The organism is Aeromicrobium sp. UC242_57 (assembly GCF_044452305.1).
Taxonomy (GTDB): domain Bacteria; phylum Actinomycetota; class Actinomycetes; order Propionibacteriales; family Nocardioidaceae; genus Aeromicrobium.
This window is the reverse complement of the sequence record NZ_JBIOAM010000005.1, coordinates 1,168,529-1,192,337: the sequence shown is the minus strand read 5'-3', so window position 1 is coordinate 1,192,337 and position 23,809 is coordinate 1,168,529. Positions and strand designations below refer to the sequence as shown.

The following is a 23,809-nucleotide window of genomic DNA, read 5'->3' as shown; positions in this document are numbered from 1 at the left end:
GCGATGGATCCCTTGAGCGGCGCCCTGGTCTGCTCGAACAGCCGCCGACACTGGTCGTCAGGTCGCCGAGGCCCTCGAGGCTGCTGCCGATGGCCTTGCGGTCCTCGGCCAGACCGCTAACGCTTGCTGCAGCGTGATCAGGGTCGTGTCGAGCTGGCTCGACCGATCGTTGACGACCGTCAGCACCGAGTCGAGGTTGGTGATGAGCTCGCCGATGACCTGATCTTTGTCGGCCAGGGTCGAGGTCAGGCTCGCCGCGCTGGACAACAGCCCTTCGACAGTTGCCCCCTCACCTTGGAAGACCGAGATGATCTGCTCGCTGAGCTTGTTGACGTCGTCGGGGTTGAGGAACTTGAACAGCGGCTGGAAGCCGTTGAACAGCATCGTCAGGTCGAGCGCCGGCCGGGTCTGGTCGAGCCCGAACGTGTAGCCGGCGGTCAAGGCGGTTCCGGGCGTCGTCGGCGGGGTCAGCGAGATGTAGCGCTGCCCGACGAGGTTGCGGAACCGCAGCTCGGCTGTCGTGCCGGCAGTCAGCGGCGTCGAGTCGAGGATCGTGAACGTGACCTTGGCGACCCGGTCATCGACGACCTCGACGCTCTTGACGGTGCCGACCTTGACCCCGGCCATGCGGGCGTCATCGCCCTTGTTGAGGCTCGTCGCATCGGAGAAGAGCGCGTGGTACTCACGCGCCGAGCCTCCGGTGGAGTTGCGGATCGTCGCCGCGAGGGCTGCGGTCGCGAAGACCGTGACCAGCGTGAAGACGATGCTCTTGATGAGGACGTTGGTCATGAAAGCGTCACCTTCGTGTTGCGCAGGGTCGGCCCGACCAGCAGGCTGCCCCAGTCTGGGTACTCCGCCGGCGCCATGGCCTGCGTCGGTGCCAGCAGCTCAGCGATCAGCTGGTTCTCGGCCGGCGAGTTGGCGTCGCCGAGGCCGGTCGCAGCCAGGTTGCGGAGCTTGTCGGTGGGCGGCGGCGCGATCGTCTCGGGCTCGTCGGAGCTGTCCGACTTCGAGGCCACGATCTTGTCGGAGGCGGGCTTGGTGCCCGTCCGGCCGGTCACGTAGGGGCACCGGGCCTTGCCGCCGCTGGTGTACTTGACCGCGTCCTTGCCCGGCAGGTACTTGCCTCGTCCCTCGACGACGTTGAGTCGCACGTGGATGCCGGGCTCGGTCGTGCCCTTGCCGAGGGTCTTGTCCATCTCGGGGATGAACTGACGGGCAGCCTTGAGCAGGCACGGGAACTGGCTGGCGTACGGTGCGGTGGCCTCTAGTGCTGCCCGGCTCTCGTCGGACAGGATCTCGATCGTGTCTTGGTTGTCACTGACCCATCCGGTCGTCGTGTCGGCGGCGCCGATGACGCTGGCGTAGACGTCGGCGAGCTTCGTCCGTTCGGCGACCATGGTCTTGGACGTCACGGTCAACGACTCGAGCGCCGACAGCAGGTCGGGCACGGCCTCGTTGTAGGTCGAGGCGACCGAGGCGAGCTTCTCGAGGTCTTCGGTCATGGTCGGGACCAAGGGATTGAGTCTTCTCGAGGTAGCGGTTCCAGGTCTCCAGCGAGTTACCGATGTCGGCACCTCGGCCGCGCAACGTCGTCGCCATCTCACCGAGCAGCGAGGAGAGCTTTTCGGGCTGGATCGACTTCAGCAGCGGCAGCAGCTCGTCGAAGACCTCTTCGCGCTCGACGGCCTGGTCGGAGCTGTCCTGGGCGATCGTGTCGCCGGCGCTCAGGGTGTCAGCCCCGGTCGCCGCAGCAGGGACGATCAGCGAGACGAACCGCTCACCGAACAGCGTCTTGGGCAGCAGCCGCGCCGTGGTGTCCTTCGGCAGCTTCTTGGCAGCCGATGGCTCGAGCGCCAGGGTCAGGATCGCGCCACCGGGTGCGGTGCCGACGCTCTTGACGGTGCCGACCGGCACACCGTTGAGCTGACGTCGGAGCCGTCTTGCAGGGCGTTGCCGATCGTTCCGGTGGTCAGCTTGATGTCGGTGGTCTTGACGAAGGTCTTGTTGTAGGCCGCCATCGCGACGAACAGGAACACCCCGATCAGGACGAGGTAGCCGACGCCGAGGATGGCGTCGCCGAGGCGAGGTGGTTTCATCCGGCGATCCTCACGGTCGTGGTGGTGCCCCACAGCGCCATCGACAGCACGAGGTCGAGCACGGCGACGATCACGATGCTGCGCCGCACGGCGGTGCCGACGGCGATGCCGACGCCAGCTGGGCCGCCCTTGGCCTTGAAGCCCGCCCGGCAGTGGATCAGGATGATCAGGACCGAGAAGACGAGCACCTTGAAGAACGACAGCAAGATGTCGATCGGGGGCAGGAACAGGTTGAAGTAGTGGTCGTACGTTCCGGCGGACTGGCCGTAGAAGTAGACCGTCACGAGTCGCGCGCCGACGTACGAGGTCAGCAGGCCGATGACGTACAGCGGGATGATCGCGATGAAGCCGGCGATGACCCGGGTCGTGACGAGGTAGGGCACGCTCGGCACCGCCATGACGTCGAGCGCGTCGACCTCTTCGTTGATGCGCATGGCGCCGAGCTGGGCGGTGAAGCCCGAGCCGACGGTGGCTGACAGTGCCAGCGCTGCGACCAGCGGCGCGATCTCACGGGTGTTGAAGTACGCCGAGATGAAGCCGTTGAGGGTCGACGTGCCGATCTGGTCGAGGGCCGCGTACCCCTGCATTCCGACGACGGTGCCGACGAACAGGGTCATGCCGAGCATGACGCCGATCGTGCCGCCGATGACGGCGAGGCCGCCGGCGCCGAAGCTCACCTCGGACAGCAGGCGGGCGATGTCGCGGGGGTAGCGCCGGAGCGTGGCTGGGATCCACAGCAGCACGCGAGCGTGGAACCGGATGTCGGCTCCCATCTCGGCCAGGTTGTCGACCGGCTTGTCGTACCAGCGCGGGTCAGGGACGTTGATTCCGGTCATGTCAGGCTCCCTTGCCCGGCACCAGCTGCAGGTACAGCGTGGTGATGACGAAGTTGACGAAGAACAGCAGCAGGAAGGTGATGACGACCGACTGGTTGACCGAGTCGCCGACGCCCTTCGGGCCAGGAGCGGTGTTGAGACCGCGGTAGCAGGCGATGACGCCGGCCAAGAAGCCGAAGATGACGGCCTTGATCTCGCCGACCCACAGGTCGGAGATCTGCGCGAGTGCTGTGAAGCTCGAGAGATAGGCACCCGGGGTGCCGCCTTGCACGACGACGTTGAAGAAGTAGCCACCGAGCACGCCGACGACCGAGACGAGGCCGTTGAGCAGGATGGCTGCTCCCACACAGGCGAGCACACGGGGCACGACCAGGCGTTGGACCGGAGAGACACCCATGACCTTCATGGCGTCGATCTCGTCACGGATGCTGCGTGCACCGAGCTCGGCGCAGATCGCGGCACCACCTGCGCCGGCGATGACGAGCGTCGTCACGATGGGTGCCGCCTGTTGGATCACCGCGAGCACGCTGGCCGCGCCAGTGAACGACTGCGCGCCGACCTGCACCGTCAGGGTGCCGAGTTGCAGCGCGATGACGGCACCGAACGGGATCGCCACCAGGATCGCGGGGACCCACGAGACGCTGACCACGAACCAGAATTGTTCGAGGGCCTCACGAGCCGCGAACGGCCTCTTGAACATCAGGCGCACGGTGTCGAGCGCCAGGGCGAACAGGTCGCCTGTCGAGCTCAGGGCACGGGTGACGAGCCCACGTCCGGGGTAGGCCAGGTGCTCGCTCACGTTCATCGTCGTCGGCGACGTACAGGGGGCGCTGCGCCGGAGGCAACCCGGTCGCGGTGACGTTCGCCGCTCGCACGGGGTGCACCCGAGCGGGGCAGCAGCTGCCGCGGCAGCACCTCGATCGAGCGCGCACCGGCGTGGCGCGACATCAGCATCGTCTCGCCACCGGGGTATGGCGGGGAGGCATCGTGATCGATGGGCTCCTGCGTCCGGTGGTCGGTCTCTTCGCTCATGCCGATCGGGCCGTCGGGGGTCGCCGCTCATGAACTGCGAGACGACCGGGTGGTCGGTCAGCAGGAACTCTTCGCGCGGACCGAACATCACGAGCTCGCGGCGGTACAGCATGCCGAGGTTGTCGGGCAGCGTCCGCGCGAGCTCGATGTTGTGGGTGACGACGAGCATCGTGGCGTCGGTCGCGGTGTTGACGTCCATCAGCAGCTGGGCGAGGTTCGAGGTGCGGACGGGGTCGAGGCCCGAGTCGGGCTCGTCGATCAGAATGATGTCGGGGTCGGTAACCAGCGAGCGGGCCAGACCGGCGCGCTTCTTCATGCCGCCGGAGATCTCACCGGGCACCTTGTGCTCCTGGCCGACCAGGCCGACCATCTCGAGCTTCTCCATGACGATCTGGCGGATCTCGGTCTCGTTCTTGCGGGTGTGCTCACGCAAGGGGAAGGCGACGTTGTCGTAGACGTTCATCGAGCCGAACAGCGCGCCGTCCTGGAACAGCACGCCGAACTTCTTGCGCATCTCGAGTCGCTGGGACTCCTTGGCGCGCACCATGTCTTCGCCGTCGATCAGGATCGAGCCGGCCTCGGGCTGGACGATGCCCATGACCGACTTGAGGAACACGGACTTGCCGGTGCCGGAGGGGCCGAGCAGGGCGGTGATCTCGCCTTGCGGGAAGGTCAGGGTCACGTCACGCCAGATGTTCTGGCGTCCATAGCCTTGGTGAGTCCTTCGACCTCGACGGTGCCGCCCATGCGTCCTCCGGTTCATGGCCCGGCGCCGGTGCACACGGGACTAGTTGTCTAAGTACTTCGTACTGAGTGGTGTCTGGTGGGACGGCGTCGAACGACCTGATGGGTGGTCGACGCCACGTCCGAGAACCTAGGTGTGTCTCGCGTCACGGCGCTACCAATGAGCATCGAGAGGCACTTTCGTAATCAAAACGTAATCTTTACTTGTCAGCGGGGTTACAAGATTTGGATGACCTTGGCCCGACCCGGCTATCGCCCCTTGCCGTTGAGCCCCGTCGGTGAGTAGAACGGTCTCGTTGCCCTTGCGTCCTGCGCCCTGCCCGCATGGAGTCGGGCCGCGAACTAGGGGAGCCATGGAGTCCGTCACACACCGCGCACGCGCGCACACGCCACCGCAATATCCGTCACCCGATGAGCTGTCCGACCACCGTCTCGACATGCTCCGCGGGCGCATCACCGACTCGATCCTGCAGGCTGCCGGCGGTCGCGACGACGACCTGCTGGGCGAGATCGTGCGTGCCGCCGTTCGGACGTTCGTCGAGTCCCGCGCCGACGTCCAGCGCGCGGTCGACTCGATCGCTCCCCTCATGGAGGAGATCGGCGCCCGTCAGGCGCGGCGCGGTTTCGACGCTGCCGACCTGTCCGCATCGTTCCGCACGGCGCTCGTGGCGACGCAGCGCGGACTCACCCTCGTCGTCGGCGACCTGGTCAACCGCGACACCCTCGTGCAGCTGCGCGAGGACCTCGTGGCCTATCTGACCGAGCTTACACATCCACACCCATGCCGGGCTCGTGCGCGACCCGGCGCCGGCTCGAGCCGACTCCGGAGCAGCGCCGCGGCCGGCTCGAGCGGCTCGCCTTCGGCGCCGACCCCGGCAGCGAGCTGCGACAAGCTGCTCACCGCCGACGGCATCGACCCGCGCCAGCCCGTGCGGGCCATCGTCTCGCTGTCGACGGCGATCCCCCGATCCATCCGCGACCACCCGATGACGCTCGGCGGCCCCTCCCCCTGCGAGGTGCTGGTCCCCGACACCTGGGATCTCGACCAGCTCTCCGCCCAGCTCGACGGGCAAGCGACCGTCGGTCCCCCGACGCCGTTGCTCGAGGCAACCGAGGCCATCACCTTGGCCCGTCAGGCCGCGAGCCTGCTGCGTGACGGCAGCGTCGTCGACCCCCGCGCGCTCGTCCCCTGCACCGACATGCTGAGCGACCTCGTCGCGCGGGCGAACCCCATGCTGGCCAGGCTGATGATCGACAAGCACCTGCACGAGTTCCACGCGATGTCCGTCCAACGACGGGTCGCACTGGGCGGCCTGCTGCTGCAGACGCTTGAGAACGGTCAGCCGATGTCGGCCGCGGCCCGCGATCTCGGGATCTCTCGGCAGACGGCGTTCAGTCGCATGAAAGCCCTGAAGGCGATGTTCGGCGAGTCGCTGAACGATCCGGCCCAGCGGCTCGAGCTGATCGTCGCGATGCGGGCGGCCCTGCTCGGTTGGCGCAAGGAGCTGCACCGCCGACCAGGCACACCTCGCTCAGTGATGCTACTCATGGGTCTGTAGATCCATGAGTAGCGCTGGGTCCAGAGTTGTCCGGGTGACCAACGAACTACAGCAGGCCCTCGGACGCAACCTGCGCAAGCGGCGCGAAGCTGGGCCTCAGCCAGGAGAAGTTCGCCGACCAGCTCGGCTACCACCGCACGTATGCGGGCGCCCTCGAACGCGGCGAACGCAACGTGAGTCTCAAGTCGCTCGAGCACCTCGCCGAGCTGCTGGACGTCGACCCGCTCGACCTCCTGCGCGACTGAGCAACCGCCTCTCGCAGGCACCCAAGAGCCCACTCGGACACCGTCGGTGCTACTGATAAGTATGTAGACCTATTCGTAGCGCTTCACCACTCTTGGCCCCATGGAGAACTCGCTCAAGCGCCGCATGGGGCACAACATCCGCCGCATTCGACGTGCACGAGGCCTGAGCCAGGAGGGCCTGGCCGAGCAGCTCGGCTTCAGCCGCAGCTTCGCCCAAGCGCTCGACAGCGGTCGCAAGAACGTCAGCCTCGACAAGCTCGAGGAGTATGCCAGCAAGCTCGGAGTCGATCCACTTGAGCTGCTTCAGGAGCCGGCCGATGCCGACCTGGACCCCGTTGCTGACAAATAAACTGTCATGCACGTGACAATATACGGTCGCTCGCACCTCCCCAGCGGCAAAAATCTGGACTCGTGATCCCACCCCTGAGTTAACTGTCGACCTGAGCATTCTTGTTGCCACTTTGAGTCTTGTCAGGTCGAGCCGTTCCGCGTGAGGGCTCCGGGAGGGAGCCACACATGACGGAGCCGAACCGGCCCGCCCGCACAGGACAGCCTTTCTCCGTCGATGACGTGCCGGTCGATCTGACCCAGATCATGCGCTCCGTCGCCCCACAGGCCGTCGAACGCATCGCGCTGCGGGTCCAGCTCGAGGTTCCGGCCTACGCGGGTCCGATCGATGGCGACCGTCACCGCCTCGTCCTCGGGACGGTCGACCAGGCAGTCAGCCACTTCCTCGACGTCGTCGAGCACAAGCCGACGTCGGATGCGCGCGTCTTCAGGCTCGTCAGCCAGCTCGGACAGGCCGAGGCCGCCGAGGGCAACTCGCTCGACTCACTGAGAGCCGCCCATCACATCGCGACCCAGGCTGCGTGGGAGGAGATCCGCAAGGCCTTGAAGGAGACCGACGCGGATCCCGAGGTTCTCAACCGCCTCGTCGACGGCCTGTTCGTCTACGTCGACCGGCTCTTGTCGTCCGTCGCCGCCGGGCACAAGTCCGTCTCGAGAGGGACCGACAACACCCTCCAGCAAGCTCGACGCAAGCTGCTCATGTCGATGCTCGCCGGCCATCCTCCCGAACGCTACGCACAACATCTGGCGGCGGCCGACTGGGAACCGCCCGAGGAAGCTCGCGGTCGCCGCCGGCGCACTCGCACCCGATGTCGACTACGCCAGCCTGCCCAAGTTCGGTCGCGAGGTGCTCGTCGGGATCATTCGCCAGCGGATCACCGTCGTGGCCAGCCCTGAGCAGGTCCACTCACTGAGCCAACAGCTGATGAAAAGCTTCCCGGAGTCAGCAGCGTCGCGGTCAGCTGGACCTTGCCGATCAACGAGGTCCGCGATGCGTGCCGATGGGCATGCCGGGCACTCGACCTGGCCGACCAAGGGCTCATCAACGAACCCGGCATCATCGACTGCTCAGAGCATCGACTGACTCTGTGGCTGCACGCCGATCCGGCCTTGGCGCGACTCGCTGCCGAAGCTGCTCGCACCGCTGCTGGCGCAGAAGCCGCACTACAAGCCGACGCTCGCCGAGACGCTCATGTGCTGGCTGCAGGCCCGAGAGAGCGCACCGATCTTGGCAGAGCGGCTCAACGTGCACTCCAACACCGTCCTGACCCGCCTGAGACATCTCAGAGACCTGTTCGGCAATCAGCTCCTCCGATCCACAGCAAACCCTCGCACTGCTCAGCGCCCTCGAAGTGGTGGTGCCGATCTGGCGAGAACAGCTCCAGTCCGGAAGCACACGCAAGTCACCGACGTGAACCGACGCAAGATCACCTGCGCTTGCTGGCAGGTGGTGCGGGAGGCAACGTTGCCTTGAGCGCGAGCAGCGCAGCAAAGGCATCGTCAGGGTCGGCCAGATGACTTCCGAACAGCACGGCCAGCTTGCGGAGCCGGATGCGCACCGACTGCGGGTGCAGGCCCAGCTCACGCGCCAGCACCGGGGCGCTCGGTCGCCGCTCAAGCCAGACCATCAACGTGCGGGCCAGCGCTTCACGACGCCGCGGGGTCTCGTGGTCGAGAGGCGCGAGCAACCGTTCAGCAAGCCGATCACGCAGCATCGGTTCTGATCGCAACCACAGGACCAGCCGTGGTCGGCGCAGTCGACGACGTCGGCGCGCGGAATCACGCCGCAGTCGGCCAACCACAGCGCACGTCTGACCAGCCTCATCGACTCAGCGATCTGTCCTACCGCGCTGGGCAGACTGACGGCAATCATCTCGACCCCCAGCACGGCGCGCACCTCGTCAGGCCAGCCGTCGCCGCCGCAGGCTTCGCCCACGACGAGAACCTCTCCCCGGTCAACCACGACCAGGACGTCGGCGCCGAACAGCCCGGGACGACCGGACCCAGCTCCTCTCGCCACGGCCCGCAGGCGATCAGCATCCGTTCGGGGATCCCCCACCGGGCGATGGCGGCCAGCTCGTTGATCTCAGCGCCGTCGCCACCTTCGAGCAGCTTGCGGCCCAGGCGCTCACGGGCAAAGTGCGGATCAGCCGCCCGCTCGTCGAGGCCAGCGCGGTGGCCCACCTCCAGCTCATCGCGTAGATGACCGACCTGGTGGAACAGCAGATCGACGACCTGGCCCAGGACGTGCGGCGTCACCCCCTGAGTGAGAGCAATGAGATGCAGCCGTCCCATGCCTCGCGTGTTGCGATGTCGAGCGCAGCCCTCATGGCTTCGAGCGTGTGCCCGGCCTCGGCCTCGGCACGACCCATCTGGCGGAAGAGGTCGTCGACCTCTGCCTCCGGCCTGGCGCGTCCCCTGCAGCAACGCACCCAGCCCGCGATGTCCGGCGACGACAGCGGTCTCGATGTGCTTGCGACGGCGACCGAGCACCGGGCCACGGTAGGCCGGGACCTCGGCCTGGATGGCCGAGGCCGTTCGGGCCGTCACCCGTGGGAGGGCAGCACGAATCTCGGCGATCACCCGGTCGGAAACGACCCTGGTGTGCACTTTTCGCCTGCTGCGGGCCACGCATCCTCCTCGACCTCTACGCTACCTATCAGTAGCATAGAGGTCGAGGCTGACAGTGTCCGAAGATCAGCCGATGACGCCGTTCGTCACCTGCAGATCGACCGTGTTGCCCGAGCCGGGGACCAGCAGGTTGATCAGCCAGGTGTTCAGGCCGCAGTGCTCGAAGTCGCCGATCGTGTACTCGCCTTCGAGGTTCCCACCCTGCGTCAGGTGGAAGTTCTCACCTGCCGGGGTGTTCGCCGGGATCGACACCGGAACCTTGGTGCGGCAGTGCGAACCGGTGAAGGTCGGGAATCCGACGATCTTGATATTCGACAGCTTGATGTAGTAGCTGGCAGTCGACTCGATCGAGGCATCGAGACCGAAGAGCTTGATGTGTCCGGTAACCGGGGCCGCTTCGACGAAGTCGACCTTGGCCGTCACCGGGATCAGCCCGATGACCTCGAAGCGGGTCGTCGTGCCGGGCAGAGGCATGGAACCGGTGAAGTTTCCGGTGTTGGCATCGATGTCGGTGCTCAGCGTCGCCGGGCCGAGATTGATCGTGGAGTCGGTGCTGGCGATGAGCGACGTGCCTGTGACGTCGTAGTCGACGCCGATCGTGACGGCATGGGCCGCAGCGGGCACGAGGGCGATCATCGCGCCAGCGCCCAGGACGGCAGCGCGGCGACGCCAACGGCGGATGGAAGTGGTAGTCATAGGTGTCTCCTCAGATGTGTGATTCGCATGGATGTGGTAGCCGCATCGGCGGGAGTGCTTGCAGGGGAACCAGCACTCCCGCCGACGCCGACCGGGTCGTCAACTACGGCTTGGCGTTGATCAGGCCGTCAGGCGAGGTGACGTTGTACTCACCCTGGAAGTGGGCCTCGTCGCCATTGGTGATGGCACCAAAGCAGCCCACGACGTTGTCGACAATCAAGTTGCCGGACGTCTCGTTGACCACCAGCGCCTGGGCATAGACCGCCGGCGGGCCAGCACTCTTCAGCTTCCGCTCGTGGAAAGCCATATCGGCAGAGCCAGTCACGTCGAACTCGCACAGCCCCGGAATCTTCGAGGCGACATGCGCAGAGACACCCGTGATCTGGCCCGCGATGACATCGGCGATCGGCGCCGTCGGTTTGGGCGTGAGATCGAAGTTGAGCGCCCAGTTGCCGATCTGGGTCACGTTCATGTCGATGCCACCCGGACCCACACACGGCGCGTAAGGGGTCGGCTTGGTGCCCCACGTGGTGCCGGTGATCCTGCCGACGTTGAGGCCGGTCGTCGTCGTCCCTGCCGTGACCGTGCCGGTCGCCGTGGCCGTGGAACAGCCCATGCTCACCGGAACGCCGTTGTGGTAGACGTCGAAGTCGATGCCGGGCGCCTTGGCCACCGCCGTCCAGTTGTGGACGCCAGTCGTGTTGGCTCCGACATCGATCTTGATCGGCCCCGCAGCCATGGCGGGATTCGCGAGCACCGCGAGGGCCGCGGCACCCAGCAGGGCTGCTGTCATCTTGATTCTCATGAGTATTCTCCTCATTTGAGTGATCGGCCCTGACGGATGTCATGGCCACGAAGAGAACGTCTACCCGCACTTCGGCAAGCGAGTACAGGACCAGAAGCGCCAAAAATCCTGCAATACCAGAAAAACTGTCATGCACCTGACACTTTTGGACGCTTCAGCTCGACGTGAACACGCCCCCGCCGTGTGTGACGAGGTGACAAGCGTGGCCAGCGCTTCCACCCCCCATCAAGCCGCTCTCGTCTTGCATCTCGTGAGCGCTTTCCTTGCGAAGGGTCGACGACGGAGGTCGAAGGCGGGAGAGGCTCGCCTACTGACACCCACCGAAGGGGGCCAGCCCTGTGCTGATCGAAAGATGCCGGGATAGGCGAAAACTGTCACGCGTCTGACACTTTTCTGCTGGTGACGGCAGAAGAATCGTCGGCCTGTGGCAACTTGCTTGCCGCCGCCCAGCCTGGCTGAAAACGTTGGGAATGTGCTGAAAACCCGACGCAAGCGCCCACTTCTCCGCGCCGCACTCTTGGTCTCTGCAGCGGCAACGCTGACCTGCAGCTACGCGATCGCGAACGCTGCCGATGGCCCCTATCCAGGGCTACCGCGCTACACCCAGCAGGGCGGCTGGGCCGGCGCAACCCAAAGCGGCGTGACTGAAGCCGCCAAGGCCCGTCAGTGGATGAGGGTGCCGATCCAGGTGGTCGCCGCCTTCACCTTTGGCAAGCCCGTGCCTTTGCAGCCATCAGATCCGTGGGAAAATGTCGAAGAGCGTGGAAACTTCATCTTCCTGGTCTCCCCCGTCGGCTCCGCACAAAACTACGGCATCTCTCCAGAATTCACGGTTCGAACTGTCGCCTTCGGCAGCATCCCGGTCGAGGCCACCGTGCAGTTGATCCAACGGCGCGAAAACGGCTACCCGGTACCCGTTGTGGCCAAGAACCGTCGTCAGATCTGGAAGAACCCTCCCGCCGGTCACACCTCGAAATACGAGGAAGCGGACACATTTGTCGCCGACTCGCTCACGGTGCGAGTCAACCGGCTTGCCGCCGACGGAGTCGAGCCGACTTGGGCAATGAATGTCGGACCGTCGAACCTGCTGCTCTCACTCTCCGGGGACGCGGAATGTTCGATGACCAGCTGGCGACCGGAGAGGCCGACGGGCTCCGCCCATGGAGGACCGGGCACTACGTTCCTGGCAAGGGGGGCCGGTTGAACGGGACCGTTGATGTTCCGCCCTTCACCGGATGTGTCACGACTGGCGGAGAGGACGTGTCACGGCTCTTGACTGCGACGGTCTCCGGCCCCAACAACGAGGTCGTGATCCACGCCAGCGCGCCAGTGTGCAGCAGACCGATTCCACCCGCAACAGTTGGCAATGGGCCTCCTCCACCAGGTTCGGCAACACCTGAAGACGCTGGTTGCAATCCCGACTTCGTTCCACCAGACGTGCCCTTGCCGTAACCCCCAGGTTGTGGCAGACACCACACTCTTGCACTCTTTTTCACTGCAACAACAAGCAAACCCTAGACGGGTTGACAGCCCCCTGCATTACTGATCGCAGTGAGCCCCGGCCTTCCAGGGGCAGCTTCTCGGTCACCAGCGCAAGGGGGGCGACATGCACACCCACAGCGGGTCTCAGCGCCTCCGCCACACCCAAGCGACGCTCCGAGCAAGCCTGCTAGTCGACCAGCTCGAAGGCGATCTGCTTCGAGGCCTCGCTCCCACGACGCCGGCACTGACCGACCGAATCGCGTCACAGATCCAGAGCGAGGTCAGCTCCTATGCGGGAGCCTCCACTGGACGCCGACGCAACCTCATCGTGCTGGCGGTCGGCAGCGCCGTGGATCACTTCTGTTCGCGTCGTCGAGCACGAGCCGCACTACGGTCCTGACGTCGAGCACCTGTTCCAACAGCTGGGCTATCGTGAGGCACAAGATGGTCACAGCCTCGACGCAATGCGCGCGGCCTATCAGATCGCGACTCGCGAAGCTCGGATCCACTTGCATGATTTGGCAGCACGACGGGCAATACCAGCGGACCTGCTGCCACAGCTGACCCAGGCACTGTTCTTCTACATGCAGTGGCTGACCGAGCAGGTGACGCTCGGCCACGCCGACGGCGAGCCGAAGGCCGGAGACGATGGCGTGGTCACAGCCCGGCATCAGCTCACTCGCCGACTGCTCGACGGTCGATCTAGCCCCTCCGTCGAACAACTCAGCTCTCGCCGCAGGTTGGCCCGTCCCCAACGAAGTGATCGTCGTTCGAGCGGAGTTCGACCTGAGCATCCGCTTGACCGAAGCTTCGACCAGGCCGCCGCACGCCACACCTGACGCATTGGTCCGCGATGAGGCGCACACCCTCACCGCTGTCGTCGCCGCTGAGGAGTCCGATCGCTTGGCACGCCATCTTCTTTCACTGCCCGGCAGCCTGCGAGTCGCGTACAGCTGGCCAGTTGCCGTCGAACACACGCGATTCGCGGCCCTGTGGGTTCGTCGCGCGCTGCACTTGAGCAGGCGCGGGTTGATCGAGGCAGACCGCATCGTCGACTGCGCCGAGCACCGCACGCAGCTGTGGATGCACGCCGACCCGGTGCTGATGCGGCACACGGTCGAGGCAATCCTCGACCCTCTGCTGCGCGAGAAGCCGCACAGCAAAGTCGTCCTGGCCGAGACCCTTCAGCTATGGCTGGAGTCACATGCCAGCGCCCCCAAGATCGCTGGTCAGCGGGGTGCATGAGCAAACCATCCGACAACGCATGCGCCGACTCAAGCACTTGTTCGGCGACCGGCTCGTCAATCCACCGCAAGCGCTCGCACTGCTGATGGCTCTTCGACAGTCGAGAGCGCTGAACCTGCTCACCGACAAAAACACTCACGCGCATGACACAAAACCGCCCCCCCATTCAAGATTCGTAGGCCGGTCCAGCCCCGTCTTCCCACGACCGCATGTCTAGAAGGCTCGCCCAGATCTAGCGTGACGTGGATCACGACTTGTGACGACTGACCGACAAGAAGGAGACCCACATGGTGTGGACACCCGGCCTGCGCAGTGCCGCCGGAGCACTCACAGTCACCCTGGCCATGGCCAGCCTGACGGCACCTGCCCAGGCAGCTGAGTCCGTAGCGACGGCCAGGGCCGGCACCCTGATTGGATGGGGAACGGCATCGACCGCGGCCGCTACGACACTCCCTGAGAGCCTCCAGGACACCCCGTTCACGGATATCGCGACGGGCGGCGGCTTCACGGTAGCGCTGACTGCGGCTGGCAAGATCGTGGTGCTCGGTGCCAGCACTGCCCCCGGTTTGGAAGCTCGAAGTCATCCCACCGGAGCTTCCAGACGGCGGGGGCCACTGAAGTGACAGCCAGCGCGAACAATGCCGGCGCCATCACTGCCGCCGGTAAAGCCGTGATCTGGGGCCAGAAGTCACCCGACACCGCCGATCCGACCGACGTGCCAGCAGACCTGGAGAATGTCGTGTCACTGGCGATCGCCAACAACTCAGCCGCAGCCGTCAAGTCCAATGGCGAGGTCGTCGCCTGGGGTCTCAACAGCTTTGGCGAAGCCACAGTCCCGGTCGGGCTGACCGGCGTCACGTCGATCACCGGCGGCGGGGCCCAGTTCTATGCTCTGAAGAGTGACGGAACAGTCGTCGCCTGGGGCCGGACGACCAACAGTCAGCTTGCGCTCCCTGCTCTGCTGACCGACACGACCGACAGCATCCATGTCGTCGATGTCTCTGCTCGCGCCCAGGGCGGACTCGCTCTGATGAGTGACGGGTCGCTGGTCAATTGGGGACAGTTCTCTGCTGGCACGAACGCTATCCCGCCTGCATTGACCGGCAAGCAGATCGCGGCCATTTCCACGTCGAACCTCAACAACAACCTGGTGCTCGCCACTGACGGAACCTTCGCCACCTGGGGTCAAAGCGACGGCATTCCCGAGTTGTCGGCATTCCCCCCGTCCTTGGCCGGTGCTGATGTTGCCGCCCTCAGCATCGGAGGTCAGCATGCCATCGCACTGGTCACCAAGGTCCTCCCCCTCGCCAAGCCGACCATCGCCGGTGCACCCACGGTCGGCCAGACGCTGACCGCGACGCCGTCAGAGTTCTCGGGCGCGCCGACAGCGGTGACGGGTCAGTGGCTGGCCGACGGAACAGAGATCGCCGGTGCCACCGCGACGACGTTGACGCTCACGGCGGCCGAGCTGGGCAAGAAGATCACCTACGCCTCGACGGCCACCAAGGCGCCTGCCGCACCGGTCATCTCGATCTCTGCGCAGACAGCAGCCGTCCAGCCTGATGTCGTGGCATCGACGACCGCGATCAGCGCGCCCACCAGGGCCTACGGATCTGCAGGCACCGCGAACGTCACGGTCAGCAACACCGCCGGCCGTCCGGTCACCGGCACCATCACCCTGACCGGCGCCGGCGCCGCGCAGACCAAGGCCGTGTCGGGTGGCAAGGCGACGTTCTCGTTGCCGAAGAACCTGAGCCCCAAGGCCTACACGCTCACGGCGAAGTACAACGGCAGCGCGCAGGTCGCCTCGTCGACCCGCACCGCCAGGTACACCGTGGTCAAGGGCAAGGTGCGTTCGACGACGTTCAAGGCGACCAAGACCCCGACGTCGAAGAAGTCCGGCAAGGCGACGGTCACCGTCACCACCCCCAGCGGTCTCGCCAAGGCGACGGGCAAGGTCACCGTGACGATCAAGAAGGGGTCGACCAAGAAGACGATCAAGACGACCCTCTCGGGAGGCAAGCGATCGATCACGCTGCCGAAGCTTAAGAAGGGCACGTGGAAGGTCCAGGTCGCCTATGCGGGTGACAAGAACTACGGCTCGGCGAAGTCGAAGTCGTACTCGCTGAAGATCAAGAAGTAGTCCCGTGAGCGGCGCACAGGGCAGAAACGCGAGCATGAAGCTCGTGACCCTGTGCGTCGCTCTCGCGGCCACTGCCGTGATCGCCGGCCTGGTCATCACGCAGACCGATGTCACCGGGGCCGAGAAGAAGGACCCCAGTGCTTTCGCTGTCGTCGGTGACGGCGAGCTTCCGACGAGCAGACCCGAGCTCGGCGAGAGCCGCGAACCGCTGTCGACCGAAGAGACTGGCTACGCGATCCACCTCGCGTCGACCGACGACAGCATTCCGAGCGATGCGACCAATGTTCACGACGAAGCCGGGCCCGAGTACCTGTACGCCGAGCTTGCCAGCCGATGTCGACTCAAGTGGACGCCAAGCCGTCATCGCGCTCTACGACTACACCGCCAACAAGACCTACCGACAGACCGTCAACCTCCAGACCGGCGCCGTCACCAGTGCGAGCGCCCGTCGCCTGCAACCGCCACCCTCGCCAGACGAGGCGGCCGCCGCGATCACGATCGCCATCAAGGCCCACAAGAAGCAGGTGTTCGCCCGCCAGTTCGAGCAGTCCGAGGGCGTCCCGCTGGTCTCCCCCGACCAGGTCAGCTACGTCGCAGGTGCCTGGGTGTTCGACGGGACGACGACCACAGGCAGGTCGTGCGGCCTCGACCGATGCGCTCAGCCATCGTCAAGACACCCTCTGGCGTCTACCTCGACTCGACGACATTCGTCGTGAACCTCAGCACCAGATCTATCGTCTCGTTGGGCAGCGCATGAGGCCGCGCATCCTCGTCGTCGCTGCTGCACTGACGCTGACCGCAGCACTCACGAGCGCGACGCCCAACCGTCCGGCGCAGGCAGCCGCCAACGACCTCGACTGTGCCGCGGCCGCGATCACCAAAGACCTCGACAACGGCGCGTCCTGGCGCATGTGCGCCTACATCCACCCGATCAAGGGGCTGGTGCTGGAGAAGATCGAGTTCAAGCCGGCCAGCGGCGTCCTCGAGTACAGCGGCTACAAGCGGGTCCTCGACCAGATCTACCTGGCCCAGCGAACGTGCCGTACGACAACGGCCATGCCTTCTACAACGACATCCCGTCGTACGGCTTCGGCAACGAGTACCTGCTCCCACAGGTGGCCGATCTCTGCCTCGGTGAACCGATCGACGTCCGACAGACCTACACCTACCGCGGGCAGCTGATCGACCGCACCATCCCCGGTATCTGCACCCATGAGGTGCCCACCGGACTCTCCACCCATTCGCAGATGACTACCGAGGCGGCCACGGCTGAGCTCACCGAGCACGGCACCGCCCTCGAGGTCTCGTCGCTGTCGCAGATCAGCTGGTACGAGTACCAGCAGAAGGTCACCTTCGACGACCACGGCCAGATCGATGTTGCACTCGGCGCTACCGGCGATCTCGCGCCCGGCAGCCCCGGCTCACCCTTCTTCGGCACCGATCCGGCGACTGGCTGGCCGGTCGGGTCGCCCATCGAAGGACAGGACTACTTCGCAGCCTCTCATTGGCACAACGCGATCTACCGGGTCGACTTCGGCATCGACGAGGCCACCCACCAGGACGTCGAGCGATGGGACTACTCGAGCACCGAGCAGCCACAGGGCCTGGTCGTCAATGGTGTGAAGTCCCACGAGTCGCAGGCCTTCAGCTCGATCCCGAGTGAGGACCATGACGAGCTCGCCTGGTGGCGGGTGCTCAACCCAGACTCCCCCAACAGGGACGGCCACCCCCGCTCGTACGAGATCGTCAACCAGTCGATGACCGACCGGTTCTACGCAGTGACCCAGCCGAGCGTCTCGTTCACGAACGCCAACCCGTGCCAGGAGTACTCCACCGACAACCTGCACCCAGGTTGCCCGGGGCAGAGCATCCTCGACTACGTCGCGCATGACGATGCGCCGCTCACCGATCCGGTGGGCTGGGTCAATGTCGGCTTCCACCACATCGTCCGCGACGAGGACCAGTCGCCCATGCCGATTCACTGGCAGCGTTTCCAGCCGTGCCCCGCGACTTCTTCGCCCTGAGCCCGGCCGTCACCGCATCGCGCATGTGCATCAACGGCCCACCGGTGGGCCTGCCCAACAGTGCCGGATCGTGCATCGCGACCAACACGGTGCGGCCCCGAGTCACCGCCGACACAGCAGGCATCCGTCCCGGCACCACGCTGACCGCCGACACCGGCACCTGGGCGGCAGCCGGCATCACCTGGAACTATGCGTTCTTGTGGTTCCGCGACGGCGTGCCCATCACCACCCCCGAAGCTGCGACGGACCCCGAGTACACCGTCACCGACGCCGACCGTGGCACCGCGATCACGGTCAAGGTCACGGCTTCGCAGACCGGCTATGGCTCGGGCACCGCTGGTCTCTGCCGACGACTGTGCCCGCCGCCCCCACGCCGACACCCACCACCCCGTCGCCCACGGCGACGACGTCGCGCCCGGTGAAGCTGGCGACGGCCACCTCGGCCAGGCTGATCCGCTCCAGAATCACGACTCGGCAGAACGCCCGTGTGCGCGTGGCAGTCACCGTTCGCGGACCGCGCCCCGTCGGCCGGGTGCAGGTGCGGCACGGTTCAAGAGTCCTGCGCACCGCATCCTTGAAGAACGGTCGGGTCACCATCACCGTGCCAAAGCTTCCGGAATGCCCGCAAATATCGGCTCCGAGTCGTCTATCTCGGCAACGCGTCGACCAAACCGAGCAAATCGGCGCTGCTAGCCCTCCGAGTCGCCCGAAAATAGACGTCAGCCTTTCACTGAAACAGTGGGACCAGGGTCCCAAACTTAACCTCCCCGTAACCTTTCTTTGTCATGTGGCTAACAAGAACCGGTCCCCGAGCACCATTTCGAACCGATTTCGCTTGCCCCTGGACCCCGAAATGTGCGTTGATCACTTCGTCGCCCTTCACCGTCGCCTCGTTCAGAACCCCCCATCTGAACAGCCTCAGACGGCGGGAGGGTAGCGAAAGGGAGAGAGGGCGCATGAGCAATCCTGGAGATCCACACCTGACGAACTACCCTGAGCCATCACACGTGTCGCGAGACCGTCTGAACCTGTTGTGCGGGCGCGTCTCGCAATCAGTGCTCGGGTCTGCCTCAGGTGGCACCGGCACGCTGATTGCCTCGACCATCAAGACAGCCGTCGAGGCCTTCGTCCTGGCTCGCGGCGACGTGCGGTGCGCGATCGGCCAGGTCGCACCCGCGATCGAGGAGCTGGGAATTCGCGAAGCGCATCGCCACCCGGACCCCTCTAGGATCGACCGATCTTTCAACCTCGCCAGTGTCGCCGTCCAGCGTGGCCTCCCCCTCGTGGTGGGCGACCTGGTCAACAAGGACTGCCTCTTGAGGCTGCGACAAGATCTCGCGGCTTATCTGATGAACCTCCATCAGCTTGCCCGCGCAGCATTTGACCGAACGACCAGGATGGCCGCCATGAGTCCGGAAACTTGTCTCGCCAACCTCCGGGCCATCGCCTTTCGCGGTGCACCCCCGCGTGACGTCGACGAGATGGCTTCGATTGCAGGACTCGACCCCGACATCAAGTACGTTCCGGTGGTCGCCGTTCGTAGCGCACTGCCCGGATCACTGCGCCGCCAGCCGAACACGCTGGTCGACAAGGACGGCATGCAGGCGCTCGTGCCGGATGCCTGGGATCTCGACAGCATGGCGCAGGTCTTCCAGACCCAGGTCGTGCTCGGCCCGGCCTCGACTCTGAACAAGGCGCACCAAGGCGTCGTGCTGACCGGCAGCGCCGCCACGATCCTGCGCGACGGATCGGTGCCGGACGAACGCGCCGTCGTGCCGTCCACCGACCTGCTCGCCGAGCTGTTGGTACGCGGCAATCCCCTGCTTGCCGAGCTGCTCGTCACCAAGCACCTGCAGTCGATGGAGCTCCTGCCGCTGAAGCGCCGGATGGCTCTCTCCGAGCTGTTGCTCCTGTCGCTCGAACGCGGCCTGCCGGTCAACCGCGTTGCCCGCGACATCGGTCTGCCGTCCCAGACGGCCCACAACCGCATGAAGGCCCTGCGCGAGATTCTCGGCGAAAAGCTCGACAATCCCGACGAACGGCTCGAGCTGATGGTCGCCGTCCGCTACGCGCGACACCGCTGGGCACTCGAGTCCGACTGACCCGCCGCCCAGCTGCATCGGGCAACTACGAAGACCCGCCATAACCGATCGCGGTCCGGTTCGTTGAACCTTGCGAGACGTGCCTGTGGCGGGTCGAGCGGGCTCCATACGTACGAGCCGCCGCAGGCACCTTCCTCACCGCGGTGCTGGCAGGATCGAATCCACCGATCAGAAGTGGATTCCGCCCGCGCCTGGCGTGGCGATCGTGAACGTACCGGTCAGCTGCAGGCCATCCCCGGTGTAGATCTGACCGCCGCACGACATGCCGCTACCTACGGTGTTCGTTCCTGAGCCGTCAAAAGCGGTGAGCGACAGGGGGAAGACGCCGGCCGACGGCGTGATCCTGATCTGTTGGGTGGTCTGGTTGAAAGTGCCAGGAAGAGTTCCGACAGCCTCCACATCGCATGACCAGACCGGTGACCCTGTCGAGTGCATCTTCACCGCCATGTTGCGAATCTCGATCGGGACGCTGGCCGCCCCCTTGGACGGTGTCGCCGTGGCGTAGATGCCCCATTCGGCCGCTGATGCGGTCTTGGTCGACTTCTGGAGGACCAACGGGTAGTTCAGCGCGGTAGCCGTGCAGGATGTGCCGCCACTTCCGACCGAGAAGTTGTTGATCGCGCCGATCTTCATGCCCGAGGCAACGGTGGCTCCGCGCTTCACATATCCACTCACTGCCACAGTCGAGCAGCTGATCGGGTAGCCATAGTCAGTCAGCATGCTGGCTGTTCCCGACAGCGCGCCTGTGGCTGCCACGTCAGCGGCCGGCGACGTGGTGCCGTCGACGGACAGCACGTTCGTAGCGAATGCCGCAGGGACGGTCAGAGCGGCCGACGCTCCAAGCATTCCAGCGACGAATGCGAATCTCTTCAACTTCATTGTGTGCACCTCATTCAGAAATCGGACAGGTCTGGCCCGGCAGCGGCTCGCCCGCACTCCATTCGGTCGAGACGCCACCAGGCCACGGTGCACCAGATGCCACATGGCGACCGGCGCACCGAGCGAGTGGTGGGGTTTGCTCCGAGGAGAAGCCCCCACCACCCACGATCAGGACGGCAGCGCGCATGCGCTGCCGAGCAGGTCCCCTACCAGTGGATGCCACCGGTTCCGGGAGTCACGAGGTTGAACGTAGCGGCCAGATTTGTCGCGTCACCGGTGTAGATCTGCCCCCCGGCTGTTACCCCTGACCCGACCGTTCCGGTGCCTGCGCCATTGAAAGCCGCGATTGCCAGCGGGTAGCTGCCACCGGCTGGGACGAAGGCGAGTCGTTGGGTGGCCTGATTGAAGGTCCCTGGTGCAAGTCCCGCAAACCTGTACTCACAAGACCATGGCACTGGCCCAGTCGATTGCACGTCCGCGCTGACGTTTCGGATCTCGACCGAGACGGAAGCCTGACCCTTTGCCGGAGTCGATGTGACGTAGATGCCCCACTCTCCCGCCGGGTTGTACTTCTTGACCGTAGACGGGGCGGCGGACGCGCACGCACAAGGATTGGCACCACTGCCCAAGGTGGCACTGGTGATCGCACCGATCTTCGTGCCAGTTGTCACGGAGGCTCCCTTCTTCATGTAGCCGCTGATCGAACCAACCGAGCAGCCGTCGTCACACCGAAGTTGGTGAGAGCAGTCGCTGTACCGGTCAGCGCCCCGGTAAACGGGACATCAGCCACGGGCGAAGTGGCGCCGTCGACTACGAGAACGTTGCTGGCGACCGCTGCGGGGGCGATCAGCAGTGTCGCAGCTGCAACCCCTGCGATGACCCAAGCAGTTCTTTTCAGTTTCATACTGAGCCCAATCTCTAGTCGAGGGACATGCGCATTTGTCTCCTAGCGGTGGAAGGCCGTACGCGCTTCAAGCGCACGACCCTCCTTCTACCAGGTGATCGGTGTGCTCAGGTTGAAGGTTGCCGTCATCTGCATTCCATCGCCGGTGTAGATCTGTCCGAACATTGTGTGCTCGGCCGCGGTGTTCGTGCCCCATCCATCGAATGCTTGCAAGGCGAGCGGGAACACCCCCGCGGTTGGCGTGATCTGGATCTGCGGGGTGGCGCCCTGAAAGATCTTTGCTGGGACGGTCCCTGTCGCCTCGAGGTCCATTCCCCATCTCGTCAAACCCGTCGAGTGCATCTTCATGGCGACGTTTCGAATCTCGATTGCAGCTGACCCAGAGCCTTTCGCCGGCGTGGAGGTCAGATGGATGGGCCACTCAACCGGCGAACCTGTCTTGGTTGACTTCTTAATGAGAAATGGATAGCCGAGTCCGGTCGAGCTGCAGCCGGTGCCACCTGTGTTACCAAACGTGAGATTGGTAATCGCACCAATCTTCGTGCCAACCGTGGCCGAAGCACCTCGCTTGATGTGGCCGCCTACTGATGCAGTCGTGCAAGATGCCGGGACACCGAAGTCGGTGATGAAGCTGATCGTTCCCGACAACGACCCAGTCACCGGCACATCTGCCGCGGGTGATGAGGTCCCATTGACGGCGACCAGGTTGCTGGCGAACGCGGCGGGGGCAATCAGCATCAAGGACGCCGCGACAACCCCGGCCGCTATCGATCTTCTCTTCCACTTCATGGCGCATCTACCTTCGCTGTCGACGAGACCAGCGGTGGGTCGTGTGGGCTCCAATTTCCGCACGACCCGCCGCCGGCTGGTGCACCCGCTGTGCAGGAGTGAGCTGTCAGCGGATGCTGAGCAGGTGGCGGGGATTGCTCCGATCTACCCCCGCCACCCACGCTGGGGACGGTCGATCAGGGAAGTCGACCGTTGTTGAGGACCAGCTCGATGGTGTTGCCGCCACCAGGAATGATCGAGTTGATCAGCGAGGTGTTCAGACCACAGTTCTGGAAGTTGCCAATGCTGTAGGTGCCGAGCAGACGGCCACCGTTGACTGTGTCGAATGCCTCACCCGTCGGTGTGTTCGCCGGGATGACGACCGGGTTGGTCGTGCGGCAGAACGGGCCGCCGAACAGCGGGAAGATGCTGGCCTTGATGTTGGTCAGACGCACGTAGTACTGCGACGACGAGGCCAACACCTGGGTGCGGCCCACACGGCTCAGCTGTCCCGTCGTGGGACCGACCGGCTCGAAGTTCACATCAGCAGTGACCGGGATGAAGCCCAGCAGCTCGAACTCGGTGCGGGTGCCAGGCAGCACCATGTTGCCGACGAAGCTGCCATCGGCCTCGACCGAGGAGTGCAGGACCGCAGGACCGAGCGTGATGTTCGAGTTCGTCGACGCAATATGCGTCGTGCCGTTGGCGTCGTAGTCGACGTCGATCGTCGCCGCGTGCGCCGGAGCGCCAGCCAGGACCAGGGCAACAGCTGCGCCAAAACTGGCCAGCGTCATGCGCCCACGGGCGCTGTTGAGGGTACGAATCTTCACTGTGTTTCCTTATCTGTTGTGGTGATCGGCAGCACTCATGTGCCGCCGAAGAACTGCTGCTACCAATGAATTCCGCCGACGCCAGGCGTGCTCAGGTTGACTGTGCCCGTCATCTGGACGGAATCGCCGGTGTAGATCTGCCCACCACACGTGGTCGCGCTGGGCACCTTGGGAGTCGAGTTGGATCCGTTGTAAGCCTGAACAGACAACGGGAAGACCCCGGCCGTAGGCGTGATCAACATCTGCTGGGTCAGCTGGTTGAACCGTGCCGGAACTTCGCCCGTAAGCTTCCATGTCGCACAACCACGTCGGCGAACCCGGAGAGTGGGCTGTCGCGTGGACGTTCTTGATCACAATCGCTGCCGTTGCAGAGCCCTTGGCTGGTGTTCCGACGAAGTGGATGGGCCACTCAACGGGAGTGCCATTTCGCGTGGACT

At 65.1% G+C, this 23,809-nt stretch carries 28 protein-coding genes and 2 pseudogenes; 16 read left to right on the top strand and 14 right to left on the bottom strand.

Translation table 11 applies throughout. The annotated features are described in order from the left end of the window. Nucleotides 1–57: 57 nt before the first annotated feature. From ACHMWU_RS29045 to ACHMWU_RS29015, 7 genes and pseudogenes are all read right to left on the bottom strand, one after another. Nucleotides 58–789 (bottom strand): MlaD family protein, encoded by a 732-nt coding sequence (locus tag ACHMWU_RS29045; RefSeq protein ID WP_396048948.1) that lies wholly within the window; start codon nucleotides 787–789, stop codon nucleotides 58–60. Further along, nucleotides 786–1,505, bottom strand: coding sequence for an MCE family protein (locus ACHMWU_RS29040; protein ID WP_396048947.1), 720 nt, complete (start codon nucleotides 1,503–1,505; stop codon nucleotides 786–788). The genes ACHMWU_RS29045 and ACHMWU_RS29040 overlap by 4 nt, the downstream gene beginning before the upstream one ends. 43 nt (nucleotides 1,506–1,548) lie before the next feature. Next, nucleotides 1,549–1,917 (bottom strand): annotated as a pseudogene (locus tag ACHMWU_RS29035) (MCE family protein); the annotation flags it as partial. Further along, nucleotides 1,863–2,099: a hypothetical protein gene (locus ACHMWU_RS29030; protein WP_396048946.1), complete on the bottom strand. Its 237-nt coding sequence runs from the start codon at nucleotides 2,097–2,099 to the stop codon at nucleotides 1,863–1,865. The pseudogene ACHMWU_RS29035 and the gene ACHMWU_RS29030, both read right to left, overlap by 55 nt. Continuing rightward, nucleotides 2,096–2,872: an MlaE family ABC transporter permease gene (locus ACHMWU_RS29025; protein WP_396049275.1), complete on the bottom strand. Its 777-nt coding sequence runs from the start codon at nucleotides 2,870–2,872 to the stop codon at nucleotides 2,096–2,098. The genes ACHMWU_RS29030 and ACHMWU_RS29025 overlap by 4 nt, the downstream gene beginning before the upstream one ends. 64 nt (nucleotides 2,873–2,936) lie before the next feature. Then, nucleotides 2,937–3,740, bottom strand: a complete 804-nt coding sequence (locus ACHMWU_RS29020; RefSeq protein ID WP_396049274.1) for an MlaE family ABC transporter permease — start codon at nucleotides 3,738–3,740, stop codon at nucleotides 2,937–2,939. Nucleotides 3,741–4,166: 426 nt separating this feature from the next. Next, nucleotides 4,167–4,730: pseudogene (locus ACHMWU_RS29015) on the bottom strand (ABC transporter ATP-binding protein); the annotation flags it as partial. A gap of 334 nt (nucleotides 4,731–5,064) precedes the next feature. On the opposite strand from ACHMWU_RS29015, the gene ACHMWU_RS29010 reads away from it, so the two are divergent. The 5 genes from ACHMWU_RS29010 to ACHMWU_RS28990 all read left to right on the top strand — a co-directional run bounded on the left by ACHMWU_RS29010 (nucleotide 5,065) and on the right by ACHMWU_RS28990 (nucleotide 8,337). Beyond that, a complete protein-coding gene (locus ACHMWU_RS29010; RefSeq protein WP_396048944.1) occupies nucleotides 5,065–6,270 on the top strand; it encodes a helix-turn-helix domain-containing protein in 1,206 nt (401 codons plus the stop codon). Between the two features lie 89 nt (nucleotides 6,271–6,359). Beyond that, entirely contained in the window at nucleotides 6,360–6,515 is a 156-nt protein-coding gene (locus ACHMWU_RS29005; RefSeq protein WP_396049273.1) for a helix-turn-helix domain-containing protein, read from the top strand. A gap of 100 nt (nucleotides 6,516–6,615) precedes the next feature. Further along, nucleotides 6,616–6,864, top strand: coding sequence for a helix-turn-helix domain-containing protein (locus ACHMWU_RS29000; protein ID WP_396048943.1), 249 nt, complete (start codon nucleotides 6,616–6,618; stop codon nucleotides 6,862–6,864). A 167-nt stretch (nucleotides 6,865–7,031) separates the two neighbouring features. Then, complete coding sequence (locus ACHMWU_RS28995; RefSeq protein ID WP_396048942.1) at nucleotides 7,032–7,760, top strand: hypothetical protein; 729 nt, start codon at nucleotides 7,032–7,034, stop codon at nucleotides 7,758–7,760. A gap of 205 nt (nucleotides 7,761–7,965) precedes the next feature. Beyond that, on the top strand, nucleotides 7,966–8,337 hold the full coding sequence (locus ACHMWU_RS28990; protein WP_396049272.1) for a helix-turn-helix domain-containing protein: 372 nt from the start codon (nucleotides 7,966–7,968) through the stop codon (nucleotides 8,335–8,337). On the opposite strand, the gene ACHMWU_RS28985 is transcribed toward ACHMWU_RS28990, so the two are convergent. The 4 genes from ACHMWU_RS28985 to ACHMWU_RS28970 all read right to left on the bottom strand — a co-directional run bounded on the left by ACHMWU_RS28985 (nucleotide 8,291) and on the right by ACHMWU_RS28970 (nucleotide 10,995). Further along, nucleotides 8,291–8,551: a helix-turn-helix domain-containing protein gene (locus ACHMWU_RS28985; protein WP_396048941.1), complete on the bottom strand. Its 261-nt coding sequence runs from the start codon at nucleotides 8,549–8,551 to the stop codon at nucleotides 8,291–8,293. The genes ACHMWU_RS28990 and ACHMWU_RS28985 overlap by 47 nt on opposite strands. Before the next feature lie 181 nt (nucleotides 8,552–8,732). After that, on the bottom strand, nucleotides 8,733–9,446 hold the full coding sequence (locus ACHMWU_RS28980) for a hypothetical protein (RefSeq protein WP_396048940.1): 714 nt from the start codon (nucleotides 9,444–9,446) through the stop codon (nucleotides 8,733–8,735). A 114-nt stretch (nucleotides 9,447–9,560) separates the two neighbouring features. Continuing rightward, complete coding sequence (locus tag ACHMWU_RS28975) at nucleotides 9,561–10,190, bottom strand: hypothetical protein (RefSeq protein WP_396048939.1); 630 nt, start codon at nucleotides 10,188–10,190, stop codon at nucleotides 9,561–9,563. Nucleotides 10,191–10,293: 103 nt separating this feature from the next. Beyond that, a complete protein-coding gene (locus tag ACHMWU_RS28970; RefSeq protein WP_396048937.1) occupies nucleotides 10,294–10,995 on the bottom strand; it encodes a hypothetical protein in 702 nt (233 codons plus the stop codon). A gap of 436 nt (nucleotides 10,996–11,431) precedes the next feature. On the opposite strand from ACHMWU_RS28970, the gene ACHMWU_RS28965 reads away from it, so the two are divergent. The 11 genes from ACHMWU_RS28965 (at nucleotide 11,432) to ACHMWU_RS28915 (ending at nucleotide 19,991) form a co-directional block, all read left to right on the top strand. Then, nucleotides 11,432–12,199 carry a hypothetical protein gene (locus tag ACHMWU_RS28965; protein ID WP_396048936.1) on the top strand — a complete coding sequence of 256 codons (768 nt, stop codon included), beginning with the start codon at nucleotides 11,432–11,434 and terminating at the stop codon, nucleotides 12,197–12,199. Between the two features lie 568 nt (nucleotides 12,200–12,767). After that, on the top strand, nucleotides 12,768–13,316 hold the full coding sequence (locus tag ACHMWU_RS28960) for a hypothetical protein (protein ID WP_396048935.1): 549 nt from the start codon (nucleotides 12,768–12,770) through the stop codon (nucleotides 13,314–13,316). A gap of 190 nt (nucleotides 13,317–13,506) precedes the next feature. Beyond that, nucleotides 13,507–13,722, top strand: coding sequence for a hypothetical protein (locus ACHMWU_RS28955; protein WP_396048934.1), 216 nt, complete (start codon nucleotides 13,507–13,509; stop codon nucleotides 13,720–13,722). Beyond that, complete coding sequence (locus tag ACHMWU_RS28950; RefSeq protein WP_396048933.1) at nucleotides 13,682–13,939, top strand: helix-turn-helix domain-containing protein; 258 nt, start codon at nucleotides 13,682–13,684, stop codon at nucleotides 13,937–13,939. Before ACHMWU_RS28955 ends, ACHMWU_RS28950 begins: the two co-directional genes overlap by 41 nt. Nucleotides 13,940–14,009: 70 nt before the next feature. Next, nucleotides 14,010–14,345, top strand: coding sequence for a hypothetical protein (locus ACHMWU_RS28945; protein WP_396048932.1), 336 nt, complete (start codon nucleotides 14,010–14,012; stop codon nucleotides 14,343–14,345). After that, nucleotides 14,342–15,865: an Ig-like domain repeat protein gene (locus ACHMWU_RS28940; protein ID WP_396048931.1), complete on the top strand. Its 1,524-nt coding sequence runs from the start codon at nucleotides 14,342–14,344 to the stop codon at nucleotides 15,863–15,865. The genes ACHMWU_RS28945 and ACHMWU_RS28940 overlap by 4 nt, the downstream gene beginning before the upstream one ends. Before the next feature lie 281 nt (nucleotides 15,866–16,146). After that, on the top strand, nucleotides 16,147–16,581 hold the full coding sequence (locus tag ACHMWU_RS28935) for a hypothetical protein (RefSeq protein WP_396048930.1): 435 nt from the start codon (nucleotides 16,147–16,149) through the stop codon (nucleotides 16,579–16,581). A gap of 37 nt (nucleotides 16,582–16,618) precedes the next feature. Next, complete coding sequence (locus ACHMWU_RS28930) at nucleotides 16,619–17,047, top strand: hypothetical protein (RefSeq protein WP_396048929.1); 429 nt, start codon at nucleotides 16,619–16,621, stop codon at nucleotides 17,045–17,047. Further along, the gene (locus tag ACHMWU_RS28925) at nucleotides 16,981–17,889 is read left to right on the top strand and encodes a hypothetical protein (RefSeq protein WP_396049271.1); all 909 of its coding nucleotides are present in this window, start codon (nucleotides 16,981–16,983) and stop codon (nucleotides 17,887–17,889) included. Before ACHMWU_RS28930 ends, ACHMWU_RS28925 begins: the two co-directional genes overlap by 67 nt. Then, on the top strand, nucleotides 17,865–18,311 hold the full coding sequence (locus ACHMWU_RS28920) for a hypothetical protein (RefSeq protein ID WP_396048928.1): 447 nt from the start codon (nucleotides 17,865–17,867) through the stop codon (nucleotides 18,309–18,311). Before ACHMWU_RS28925 ends, ACHMWU_RS28920 begins: the two co-directional genes overlap by 25 nt. Before the next feature lie 534 nt (nucleotides 18,312–18,845). Then, a complete protein-coding gene (locus ACHMWU_RS28915; protein WP_396048926.1) occupies nucleotides 18,846–19,991 on the top strand; it encodes a helix-turn-helix domain-containing protein in 1,146 nt (381 codons plus the stop codon). A 168-nt stretch (nucleotides 19,992–20,159) separates the two neighbouring features. Here ACHMWU_RS28915 and ACHMWU_RS28910 read toward each other — a convergent pair whose 3' ends face one another. The 3 genes from ACHMWU_RS28910 to ACHMWU_RS28900 all read right to left on the bottom strand — a co-directional run bounded on the left by ACHMWU_RS28910 (nucleotide 20,160) and on the right by ACHMWU_RS28900 (nucleotide 23,372). Next, nucleotides 20,160–20,870 (bottom strand): hypothetical protein, encoded by a 711-nt coding sequence (locus ACHMWU_RS28910; protein WP_396048925.1) that lies wholly within the window; start codon nucleotides 20,868–20,870, stop codon nucleotides 20,160–20,162. Nucleotides 20,871–21,861: 991 nt separating this feature from the next. Continuing rightward, on the bottom strand, nucleotides 21,862–22,563 hold the full coding sequence (locus ACHMWU_RS28905) for a hypothetical protein (RefSeq protein ID WP_396048924.1): 702 nt from the start codon (nucleotides 22,561–22,563) through the stop codon (nucleotides 21,862–21,864). Between the two features lie 176 nt (nucleotides 22,564–22,739). Then, on the bottom strand, nucleotides 22,740–23,372 hold the full coding sequence (locus ACHMWU_RS28900) for a hypothetical protein (protein WP_396048923.1): 633 nt from the start codon (nucleotides 23,370–23,372) through the stop codon (nucleotides 22,740–22,742). Between the last annotated feature and the right edge of the window lie 437 nt (nucleotides 23,373–23,809).

Coding starts and splice junctions, on each gene's coding strand:
- ACHMWU_RS28935 (WP_396048930.1), top strand. CDS start 16,147: ATGTTCACGACGAAGCCGGGCCCGAGTACCTGTACGCCGAGCTTGCCA.
- ACHMWU_RS28945 (WP_396048932.1), top strand. CDS start 14,010: ATGGTGTGGACACCCGGCCTGCGCAGTGCCGCCGGAGCACTCACAGTC.
- ACHMWU_RS28995 (WP_396048942.1), top strand. CDS start 7,032: ATGACGGAGCCGAACCGGCCCGCCCGCACAGGACAGCCTTTCTCCGTC.
- ACHMWU_RS28910 (WP_396048925.1), bottom strand. CDS start 20,870: ATGAAGTTGAAGAGATTCGCATTCGTCGCTGGAATGCTTGGAGCGTCG.
- ACHMWU_RS28960 (WP_396048935.1), top strand. CDS start 12,768: ATGCGGGAGCCTCCACTGGACGCCGACGCAACCTCATCGTGCTGGCGG.
- ACHMWU_RS28970 (WP_396048937.1), bottom strand. CDS start 10,995: ATGAGAATCAAGATGACAGCAGCCCTGCTGGGTGCCGCGGCCCTCGCG.
- ACHMWU_RS29040 (WP_396048947.1), bottom strand. CDS start 1,505: ATGACCGAAGACCTCGAGAAGCTCGCCTCGGTCGCCTCGACCTACAAC.
- ACHMWU_RS28975 (WP_396048939.1), bottom strand. CDS start 10,190: ATGACTACCACTTCCATCCGCCGTTGGCGTCGCCGCGCTGCCGTCCTG.
- ACHMWU_RS28905 (WP_396048924.1), bottom strand. CDS start 22,563: ATGAAGTGGAAGAGAAGATCGATAGCGGCCGGGGTTGTCGCGGCGTCC.
- ACHMWU_RS29030 (WP_396048946.1), bottom strand. CDS start 2,099: ATGAAACCACCTCGCCTCGGCGACGCCATCCTCGGCGTCGGCTACCTC.
- ACHMWU_RS29025 (WP_396049275.1), bottom strand. CDS start 2,872: ATGGGAGCCGACATCCGGTTCCACGCTCGCGTGCTGCTGTGGATCCCA.
- ACHMWU_RS28950 (WP_396048933.1), top strand. CDS start 13,682: ATGCCAGCGCCCCCAAGATCGCTGGTCAGCGGGGTGCATGAGCAAACC.
- ACHMWU_RS29010 (WP_396048944.1), top strand. CDS start 5,065: ATGGAGTCCGTCACACACCGCGCACGCGCGCACACGCCACCGCAATAT.
- ACHMWU_RS29020 (WP_396049274.1), bottom strand. CDS start 3,740: ATGAACGTGAGCGAGCACCTGGCCTACCCCGGACGTGGGCTCGTCACC.
- ACHMWU_RS29045 (WP_396048948.1), bottom strand. CDS start 789: ATGACCAACGTCCTCATCAAGAGCATCGTCTTCACGCTGGTCACGGTC.
- ACHMWU_RS29000 (WP_396048943.1), top strand. CDS start 6,616: ATGGAGAACTCGCTCAAGCGCCGCATGGGGCACAACATCCGCCGCATT.
- ACHMWU_RS28915 (WP_396048926.1), top strand. CDS start 18,846: ATGAGCAATCCTGGAGATCCACACCTGACGAACTACCCTGAGCCATCA.
- ACHMWU_RS28930 (WP_396048929.1), top strand. CDS start 16,619: ATGAGGCCGCGCATCCTCGTCGTCGCTGCTGCACTGACGCTGACCGCA.